8 protein-coding genes are annotated in these 9,517 nt (G+C 37.3%); 4 read left to right on the top strand and 4 right to left on the bottom strand.

Going from position 1 to position 9,517, the window contains the following annotated elements:
- Window positions 1-158: 158 nt before the first annotated feature.
- The 4 genes from JOC77_RS16285 to JOC77_RS16270 all read right to left on the bottom strand — a co-directional run bounded on the left by JOC77_RS16285 (window position 159) and on the right by JOC77_RS16270 (window position 4,135).
- The gene (locus tag JOC77_RS16285; RefSeq protein ID WP_204545189.1) at window positions 159-1,004 is read right to left on the bottom strand and encodes an STAS domain-containing protein; all 846 of its coding nucleotides are present in this window, start codon (window positions 1,002-1,004) and stop codon (window positions 159-161) included.
- Window positions 1,005-1,211: 207 nt separating this feature from the next.
- Entirely contained in the window at window positions 1,212-1,967 is a 756-nt protein-coding gene (locus JOC77_RS16280; RefSeq protein WP_204545180.1) for a FixH family protein, read from the bottom strand.
- Between the two features lie 141 nt (window positions 1,968-2,108).
- Window positions 2,109-3,134 carry an STAS domain-containing protein gene (locus JOC77_RS16275; RefSeq protein ID WP_204545177.1) on the bottom strand — a complete coding sequence of 342 codons (1,026 nt, stop codon included), beginning with the start codon at window positions 3,132-3,134 and terminating at the stop codon, window positions 2,109-2,111.
- Between the two features lie 449 nt (window positions 3,135-3,583).
- On the bottom strand, window positions 3,584-4,135 hold the full coding sequence (locus JOC77_RS16270) for a CBO0543 family protein (protein WP_204545175.1): 552 nt from the start codon (window positions 4,133-4,135) through the stop codon (window positions 3,584-3,586).
- A 357-nt stretch (window positions 4,136-4,492) separates the two neighbouring features.
- Between JOC77_RS16270 and JOC77_RS16265 the strand changes: the two genes are divergently transcribed.
- The 4 genes from JOC77_RS16265 to JOC77_RS16250 all read left to right on the top strand — a co-directional run bounded on the left by JOC77_RS16265 (window position 4,493) and on the right by JOC77_RS16250 (window position 9,488).
- Window positions 4,493-5,986, top strand: coding sequence for a spore germination protein (locus JOC77_RS16265; protein WP_420850679.1), 1,494 nt, complete (start codon window positions 4,493-4,495; stop codon window positions 5,984-5,986).
- A 22-nt stretch (window positions 5,987-6,008) separates the two neighbouring features.
- Window positions 6,009-7,100 (top strand): GerAB/ArcD/ProY family transporter, encoded by a 1,092-nt coding sequence (locus tag JOC77_RS16260; protein ID WP_204545171.1) that lies wholly within the window; start codon window positions 6,009-6,011, stop codon window positions 7,098-7,100.
- The gene (locus tag JOC77_RS16255) at window positions 7,097-8,176 is read left to right on the top strand and encodes a Ger(x)C family spore germination protein (RefSeq protein ID WP_204545169.1); all 1,080 of its coding nucleotides are present in this window, start codon (window positions 7,097-7,099) and stop codon (window positions 8,174-8,176) included. The genes JOC77_RS16260 and JOC77_RS16255 overlap by 4 nt, the downstream gene beginning before the upstream one ends.
- Before the next feature lie 304 nt (window positions 8,177-8,480).
- Window positions 8,481-9,488: a DUF3231 family protein gene (locus JOC77_RS16250; protein WP_204545167.1), complete on the top strand. Its 1,008-nt coding sequence runs from the start codon at window positions 8,481-8,483 to the stop codon at window positions 9,486-9,488.
- Window positions 9,489-9,517 lie beyond the last annotated feature (29 nt).

Here is a 9,517-nt window from a genome sequence, read left to right as displayed (position 1 = left end):
TTTATTATAAACGGGTTTTCTTCCTGATGACATAGAAAAACCCGATTAAGGGGCACTTTTAATTTAGTGTCCATTAATCGGGTTATAGTTCACTGATCGGGAGTCCGTTTTATATTTCAGCAGCATTATTGAACTATTACTGCATTTTATATTAGTCTTTATATTTTACGAACACCAAAATGAAGCAAAGCCTGTTTTAAGTTACTATATGTTTTAGTCCGGTCAAAAACAATCCCCAGCCTAACAGCTGTAATAGCTATTTCTGGACTAATCCCTGATACGATAGGCGTTATTCCCAATAAATTAAGAACTTCGGTTAATCGGTAAAATTGATTAGCTACTAAGGTATCAATATTATTTACACCGGAAACATCAATCACCAGATAAGTAATGTTTTCTTTCATACATTTTTCAGGTACGGTTTCAAGTAGTGTTGCGGCTCGTGTTTCGTCAACAAAACCAATGATTGGCAGGACTGCTACAGCATCTACCACAGGTATGATGGGGCTGTCTATTTCATCCAGCAGCTGCTGCTGCGACAGGATTCTAATGGATGTAGCTGAATGGTATCTTCTGGTGAATTCATTAATTAACCGATCCATGGTTGCCTGATACAAAGCACTCCATTTTATAATCCTCTGTTTATCAATGTGTTCATGTTTCAGACTATACTCCTCAACGACTGTCCAAATAAGCTGTCTTGTCCTGCTTAGAGCTGACAGAAACTCATAGATCGGAGTGCCGTGTTCGACTCTGCTGTTTACTACTATATTAATCCATTTTCCTAAGTTCTGTTGAAAAATGGAAGGTTCTTCAAGAAACCCGCTGGCAATGGTTTCAATAGTATATATATGCTGTTCTTTTAGTGTTTTTTGAATCTGGTGACTTGCATCCGTTGAATATATGGAACCTTTAGTAAATTCTCTGTTTTCAAACCATTTTTTACTGATTTCCGCTGAGTTTTGAATAATATGTTCATATAGAGCCTGTTCATAATCAGACATTTTTGCAGCGCCCTCTCCTTCATAGTTGGCAGCTCTTATAGCACACCCAAACCAAATACTACCGTTTCCTACACAATAACAGATTTCGACAGGTAAAGAAAGAAGCAAAACCCGACTAAATTCTACACAATCATACTGTTTACACTACCAAATAACAGAATAGAAAGCCGAAATAAAAAAAGCCACTTTTTTAGGTGGCTTCTAGAACTATTTTACAACGATTTTTTGCTGTTTGTGTGTATGAATATCCCCTTTTTCCACATGTACAACCACTTCATATGTATCAGCAGCAGCGAAGGTTTTATTTAAGGAATATTCACCGGTTCCTGTTTCAATAGAATTAAGAAACTCATGCTTTTCTTCATTAGCCTTCCATATTTCAAAACGGACGTTTGCATGTTCAAGCGGCTGATTTTCATTTTGAATGTGAGCTGTGAATTGAACTTCCTTGTTTACTTTCACCGTTTCCGGGCTAAGGAATTTAATGCTGACATTCCCTTCATGGTGATGTCCATGAGATTCTTCGTTTCCTTCGGAATGTGAATGTTCATCCGGGTCAGAGGCAGGACTGCCTATCGTGATTTGTTTGCTGGGCATGCTGTGCATGTCTCTTGCTGTTACATGAGATATAACCGTGTAAGTTCCACTTTCCTGAAACTTCTTGTTTATGGAATAAACACCGTGAGATTGTTTTTTCACTTCTATCATTTCATAGTCTGTGCCGCCTGATTTACGTATTTCAAACTTTACTTCATCCGCATCCTCTACCGTTTCATTCCCCTGGGTAACTTTTGCTGCTAGCTTTACTTCTTCATTAATCTCTGCTTTTTCCTGTACGGAAAGTTCCACAGAAAGTATTTCAGGAATTTTATTCTTATCTTTATCCGAATTCTTGGGACCGTTATTCGTACAGGCTCCTAAAAGGAATATCGCACTAAATAGTAGAAACGCAATTTTTTTCATAATATTACCTCATTCTTTTCATATTTACAATTTACTATTATACTCCCTCTTTGATATGAATATGTGTATAAATAAGCAATTTTTAATGCATATGCCAAAATAAAAAACAAGCTGTCAAGAGTGACAGCTTGCTTGTTGAAATTAGAACTCTTTTTTAGGGGTAATGTCATAACCGTTTTGTTCAAGCGCGTATTGTACACCATGCTGAAGAGTAGAAAAAAACTGAATGCCGTTCATATCTACTTGAGAATGGACCATTTGAACACTGAGTGATGGCGCTATTCCAACAAGTATGCATGTACCACCAAGCAGCCGAACCGCTCCGATCAGTCTTTTAAGACCTTCTATTGTAAAATCATCAAAGGTATTAATAGCGGTTAAATCAATCAATAAATACTTTGCCTGATGTCTGGATATTTCAAATAGAGCTTTTTGGATTAAATCCTCAAACCGCTCATCGTTGAATGTCCCCATAAGTGGAATAACCAGTATATCCTTTAATACCGGAATAACAGGAGAAGATAAATCTTTGACTAAAGAGGTTAATTCTTCAGTCCTCTGGTTCACCTTAGATTCCAGCTCAGTAATATACTGCCGTTCTTTTTGCCGGGTTAAATTATGTATGTTCTTTGAAGGAGTAATACTAGAAGCAAATATTTCAATCTCATCATATGAATTGCCTGCCAGCTGACTTTGAGCAGTCTTATACCACATATTCTCATTAAATAGTCCGCTAAAAACACCTGCCCAATGACTCGGCAGCAGCACCCCTGCTTGTTCTTTATCCATACTTTTGAATATACGATGTTCCCAGCTGTTTGTCAGCTGAACGGTAACTCTTTTCTCTTCTATAGAAAAATAAGAGATATTTACATTTCCCCAGCCCGCATTTCGATATATGTCACTATATTGCAGGAGGATTTCTTCAAAATCAGTCCTTCCTGCATAGTATGAACTCACAAGGTGCCCCATTCTGAAGCCTGTAGCTTCAAACACAGTGGTAGAGACATCCTTTCCGGATACTTCTTCAATCGTTTTAAGGAATAATTCAATCGCGGAATCCCAAAACAATAAAGCAGGGGCTCCATCGAAGGTAACTAATCCTTCTGCCTTGTCCCAAACAAATTCATTAGAGTGGACCTTTATATGAACCTTCGAATCAGACATCCATTACGCCCCTTATAAAATATGATGTATAAAAATCTATCAAAGATCAGGTTGTTGTATTTCCAACTTTTTTATAGTTTACCAGCAAAAATCGCTGCTCTTAGAGATATGAATGACTGGTCCTAATCCTTTACCTGCAATTATACAAAAGTGATCCTGAATTTAGGAGGTTAAAAAGAATTGCAGATTAAATGCTTTTTTGCACCTTCCAGCTTAATAAACATTATAAAGCATACGGGTGCTAACCACCAGTCTTTCTGGATAATTAAGGGAATATTAAAGATGATACGATAATGACTAGATAAACAGGAAAAGCTTAAAACAAATAGACTTCACTTGAAAGTAAATAAAAACTGATCTAGAAATCAGATCAGTTTTCTTATCGATAAGGGGTTACACAGCTTTTTCACCTAAGACTAGTACAAATAAAGCGGTTGCAGCTTTGCTCATCAATCAAATTTGCGCTTTTTCAAAAAATACATGATAAACCAATTAATATTGAACATGAAGGTAAAGCCTATAAATCCATAAATATGTTTCCAATCATACATTTCAAATATTTGCAGTTTTATAAATAGAGGTTCAAAAATGTATGCAAAAACAACCGCTAACCCTACGGAGGCCGCAAAAAAGGTCTTCCAGGATGTAAAGTATTGAAATAGCAGCATGGAAGTTACCGGTATTGCCGTAAAATCAGCAGGAACAAAAAAAGGAACCAGTGGAAATAAATTAGAAGGATAATCCCAGAGACCTAAGTCTACTCCGATAGTATCAAAAAAACAGGATATAATTGCTGTTAACATTCCATACGATAAAATTTCAAACAACCTTCCCTTATCAGCCAATTTCCACCAAATGAGGTAGGGAATCAAAGTGCAGCATAATAACAGCCACCAGTTCGAACTAAAAAGGACATTATGATACCAGTGCTCTAATAATATATCAGCCCATCTGGTCCTTTCTTCATGTATAAACTCGTGGGCAGGAATGTGATTTTTCATAAGGCATACTTTGCTCCTTTATTATTAAGCTGCCCATAATCCAAGTGCTTCCATTTTAAAAGAATACATTACTATCCGTTCCGTCCTCGATAGACGATTTGTTTTCCAAATAGGAATTATTTGTCCATTTTGAAACTTCCCTTAGGCCCAGTCGGACTCTTTGAATAACTTTTAAACTCCCTCGTATTATTTGTTGTAGAAATACAGATTATACCTTTTAACAAACGCTGGAAGTAATCCTGCTTTATATTTTTTATATACCACCTGCCCATTCTCTAATAAAAACAGAAGAGAAGGGAATCTTATTTTGGGATACATACTATTTCCTTTGATTTGAAAGGCAGGACCCTATCGATGATGAATTGGTTTCGGAACAAGAGTAAACCGTCTTCAGGAAAAGATGAGCTTACATTAAAAGAATTATTGAGTAAATGCCGCGCGTCTAAGGATTTTATTTCTTTTGAACAGAGCGATGTATACACGGTTTCCTATTATAAATCAATGGTAGATACGGCGACTGTCCACCGGGATGTTTTGCCCATTCTTAACCTGGATCCCTCTCAATCTCTAGACTACCTAAAAAAAATCCTTCCGGTTGAGAGTGTTTTGGTTACGGGTGACATAACAAAAATTCAAAGTAGACTATTGAATGGAAATATATTAATTCAAAAGCCGCTGACTAACAAATGCTTGCTGGTTCCCGCTGTTTCTAAAGAAAAAAGGCAGATAACTATACCTGAAAATGAATATACCGTTTTGGGTCCAAAGGAATCATTCGTTGAGTCTTTGGAGACAAATCTTAATTTACTTAGAAAACGTTTGCCTATACCTGAGTTATACGTTAAGGAATTGATTGTCGGAAGATTAACTAAAACAAAGGTTGTAGTCGTTTATATAGAAGGAATTGCAAACGAGGATATAGTAAATACGGCAATTGACAGAATAAGTAACATAGATATAGATCAAGTTATAGATACTACCTATATTACACAAATGATAGAAGATAATAATAACTCTGTATTTCCCCAGCTGATTGAGACTGAAAGGCCTGATCGGGTAGCAGGGGTATTATCGGAGGGGAAAATTGCCATTCTATGCGATGGTTCGCCAAGTGCAGTTACTGGGCCGACGACTCTTGTGGAATTTTTCTCGGCATTTGAGGACTATTTTTTAACCTGGCATGTTGCTTCTTTCTTTCGGTTAATCCGCTTGTTTGCTGTATCTTTTTCCGTGCTGTCTACACCTTTATATGTAGCTGTTTTAACATTTCATTTCGAAATGATACCGGAGGATTTGCTTTATACGTTAATATCGTCCCGAAGCGGAATTCCTTTTCCTCCTATTATTGAAGCTATTATTTTGGAACTGACTATCGAACTGTTAAGAGAAGCTGGATCCAGGCTGCCTTCAAAAGTCGGCCAGACCATCGGTATCGTTGGCGGTATCGTAATCGGAACCGCAGCGGTAGATGCAGGTTTAACTAGTAATGTCTTACTTATTGTAGTTGCTCTTGCTGCTCTTGCATCGTTTACAACACCAGTATACAAAATGAGCAATACGATCCGGCTATTAAGATTCCCCTTCCTTTTATCAGCACAACTACTTGGGTTAATGGGTATTGCCATATGCTTCGCCTTCATTCTTGTTCACTTACTAAAGCTTAAATCCTTCGGCTCTCCTTATATCGGGCCGGTTTATCCCTTGCGTTTAAGAGATTTAAAGGATGCCCTGTTCCGGCTTCCTTTCAGCCAGCAGACAGTCAGGCCTTTTACAGTCTTATCTGAAAAGCCTGTACGCTTTAACCATAAACACCATGCAGAGAAACAGCCCGATAAAGATATTGACGAATGAATAGTCGAAAGGAACGAGTAACTTGCTTCCAAAACCTGCCGAAAATAAACAAGTTTCTGCCTATTTTGTTTTTTATATTATTAGTACAATGCAAATCGGGGTCGGTATTCTCGGATTTGAAAGATATATATCCAGGGATGCTGGGAATGATGCATGGATATCGATCATTCTTTCTGGTGTTTCTATTCACGTTTTGGTGTGGATTATTTATCAGATTTTAAAAACAGGACAACATGATATATTTACAATTCATCGTAATTTATTTGGAAAGTGGATTGGCGGTTCTCTCAACTTTTTTTTCGTTCTTTATATGATTATGTTTGGCATCATCACCTTGAGAAGCTTCGTGGAAGTGATACAAGTCTGGATGTTTCCAGATATGAATACCTGGTATTTATCCATGATCATATTGGTAATCGTATATTTAGCGGTTCTTGGAGGTTTCCGGGTAATTGTCGGATTGAGCTTGCTTAGTATTTTATATGGACTGCCGCTCCTGTTGTTGAAATGGTTCCCCCTCAAGCAAGCTCATTACTACTATCTCGAGCCTATTATGAATCACTCTCTGAGTGATCTGTTCAAAGCCTCCAAAACCATGACATTAAACTATCTTGGATTTGAGACTTTATTCTTTTATTTCCCTTTTATTAAAGAAGCAAATAAATCTCAAAAGTGGGCTCATTTAGGGGTTGTTTTTACCGTTTGTATCTATTTATTTACTGGGTTAGTTTCCTTTGTTTATTTCAGCAAAGAACAGCTGTCACATACCATTTGGCCTACCCTTAGTCTTTGGCAGACGGTTGATCTTCCTTTTATCCAGCGATTTGAATATTTCGGGCTGTCCATCTGGTTATTCGTTATTCTTCCTAATATTTGTATGCATGCCTGGGCAGCCAGCCGGGGACTTAAGCAATTATTTTCCCTAAAGCAAAAAAAGGGATTAGTTCTAGTATTACTGATCATTTTTATAGCTTCCCTGTTCTTAACAGACCGCCAGGAAGTTGATATGGCAACAACGATAGTTGGTAAAATAGGTTTTTATGTGGTCTACCTATATATCCCATTTATATATATTTACCAATTAATCCAATCAAAGGTAAGGAAAAAAGCATGAAAAAAGCACTCTTATGGTTTATATTCGTGGTTTTACTCTTTTCCGGCAACACGGTTGAAAAAACAGTTCTGGAAGATGTGCAGTTAGTTTCCATTTATGGATATGATTTTGTTAACAAAAATACTATAAAAGGGATTATTAGCTCACCTGTCATTCCACTAGTCGAAAATACTCCGCCAAAAAGCACAGTGTTTGCTGCAAAGGCTCATACGAGCAAAAATACGCGCCAGAAACTTCAGGGAGAATCTCCCGAACCCCTGGTTTTAGGTAGATTAGAGGCTCTTCTTTTCAATGATAAATTAGCTAAACACGGAATTATGCCTGTTGTCAGCACAATGAGCCAGGACCCATCTTTAGGAAGAAACGTACATATGGCCATTGTAGATGGAAGTGTCCAGGAAATGCTGGAAGCAAAATACCCTGTTACAGACACTTCTTCTCAATATATACAAGATCTGTTGAAGCATAACAGCAAAAACATCCTCCCGCGTTATACGAATTTACATTCTTTTGTAGATCTTTATCATAATGTTGGACAAGATCCTGTCCTTCCTTTGCTAGTGCATACTAAGGACCGTATTCGAGTGAAAGGGATAGCTTTGTTCGATGGAGATAAATATAAAGGATTTGTACCTTATGCAGATTGCTTTGTTTTTAAATTACTTTATGAGAATTTTAATAATGGAATGTATGAATTCAAGGTAAATGGTCATTTTGTTACCATTGAAAACCTGGCATCAAAAGTTAAAGAAGAGTTTATCAATGATCAGCCATCCCCAAAAATGATTATTAAGGTGAGGATTAAAGGGAAGATAACCGATGCTCCAGGTCTCTTGCTTACAAAAAAACAAGTAAAAAATATAGAAGATCACCTAACATATGTATTATCCGCAAAAGGGAAGTCTTTAGTGGGCAGATTTCAAAAAATGAATATTGATCCTTTAGGGTTAGTGGTGAAAGCTGGCAGCCAGGATCGCCATCTAAATAAGGAAAAATGGGAAAAAGAGTACTATCGTACTCTTCCTGTTGACATAAAAGTAGAAACTGAAATCACTCAATCGGGTACGGTAGAATAACACCAAGGGAACAGTTGTACGCTGTTCCCAACTTTTTGTGTGTCCTGAAGAAAATCATTTCAATTCCAGCACGATATCTTTTGCACTAAACCATTGCCATCCGTTAATTTGCACCTGAAAACTGTTCATATAAACCACAAAATTTATATATTTACCCAAAAAAATTTCTTCTGTCCCCCCGGCAGAGCTTTCTTCCTTCTCTTTGAATATCAACACTATATATACTTAAAAAGATGCTGAAGCTTATATTTTCTATATTTAAAGAAATAATATTGAGTAGTTACATTCTAGAAGGCGGGATTATATGGAGGATAAAACAAAAATCCAATTAACGGCTGCAGAAATATCTGCAACTTGGACACAGTATATCAATGACACGTTGACGGTTTGTATTGTGGGCCACTTTTTAAAAAAAGTTGAGGATCCAGAAGTACGTCCGATTCTTGAATTTTCGCTTAATCAAGCAAAAAGCAACATTAGTTATCTAACAGAGCTATTTCAAAAAGAAAAATTTGCGATACCTGTAGGTTTTACGGAGGAGGATGTTAAGCCTGATGCTCCTAGGCTTTTTTCTGATGTGTTTGTCCTGGCTTATTTAAGAAATATGTCTATTTTAGGGATGGCAGCGAGCAGCGTTGCCCTGGGTATGGTCACTCGTCCGGATATTGTCAAGTTTCACAAGAACATCTTAAAGGCCGCTGTAGGCTTACAGGATCTCTCTAGAGATTTAATGCTGAAGCAAGGAACCTATGTTAGGCCCCCTACTCTATCTGTCCCAGATCAAGTAGACTTCGTGAAAAGACAGCATTTCCTTTCCGGATTAATGGGCGACATTAGACCATTGACTTCTATCGAAATCTCTCACTTATTTAAGAATGTAGAAACTAATACTATTGGAAAAACATTAATCATAGGATTTGCCCAGGTGGCAGAAAATGAGGATGTTAAGCAATATTTATTAAGAGGAAGACAAATCGCCCAGAAACATATTGATTTATTCAGTCATATCCTAACGCAAGAGGATTTGCCAGCACCGATGCTTTGGGACACTGGAATAACCAATACTAGTAATCCTGTTTTTTCAGATAAGCTTATCATGTTTCATATATCTGCCATGATAGCAGCCGGGATTGGAAATTACGGAGCAGCTATATCTGCAAGTCCAAGGAGAGACCTCGGCATTAGATACGCTTCCCTATTACCTGAGATCTCTCTGTACGCTGAAGATGGTGCAAATATTATGATTAAACATGGCTGGCTTGAAGAACCGCCACAAGCAGTTGATAGAAAACATTTAATTAAAGACAAATAATACCCGGGAACATTCAACTGTTCCCTTTT

Source organism: Peribacillus deserti (assembly GCF_016909175.1).
Taxonomy (GTDB): Bacteria; Bacillota; Bacilli; order Bacillales; family DSM-1321; genus Paraperibacillus; species Paraperibacillus deserti.
This window is presented reverse-complemented; position numbering and strand designations above follow the sequence as displayed.

Bases quoted from the DNA above. Each gene is read 5' to 3' on its own strand.
- JOC77_RS16280 (WP_204545180.1), bottom strand. From the start codon at position 1,967: ATGAAAAAAATTGCGTTTCTACTATTTAGTGCGATATTCCTTTTAGGA.
- JOC77_RS16250 (WP_204545167.1), top strand. From the start codon at position 8,481: ATGGAGGATAAAACAAAAATCCAATTAACGGCTGCAGAAATATCTGCA.
- JOC77_RS16265 (WP_420850679.1), top strand. From the start codon at position 4,493: ATGAATTGGTTTCGGAACAAGAGTAAACCGTCTTCAGGAAAAGATGAG.
- JOC77_RS16270 (WP_204545175.1), bottom strand. From the start codon at position 4,135: ATGAAAAATCACATTCCTGCCCACGAGTTTATACATGAAGAAAGGACC.
- JOC77_RS16255 (WP_204545169.1), top strand. From the start codon at position 7,097: ATGAAAAAAGCACTCTTATGGTTTATATTCGTGGTTTTACTCTTTTCC.
- JOC77_RS16275 (WP_204545177.1), bottom strand. From the start codon at position 3,134: ATGTCTGATTCGAAGGTTCATATAAAGGTCCACTCTAATGAATTTGTT.
- JOC77_RS16285 (WP_204545189.1), bottom strand. From the start codon at position 1,004: ATGTCTGATTATGAACAGGCTCTATATGAACATATTATTCAAAACTCA.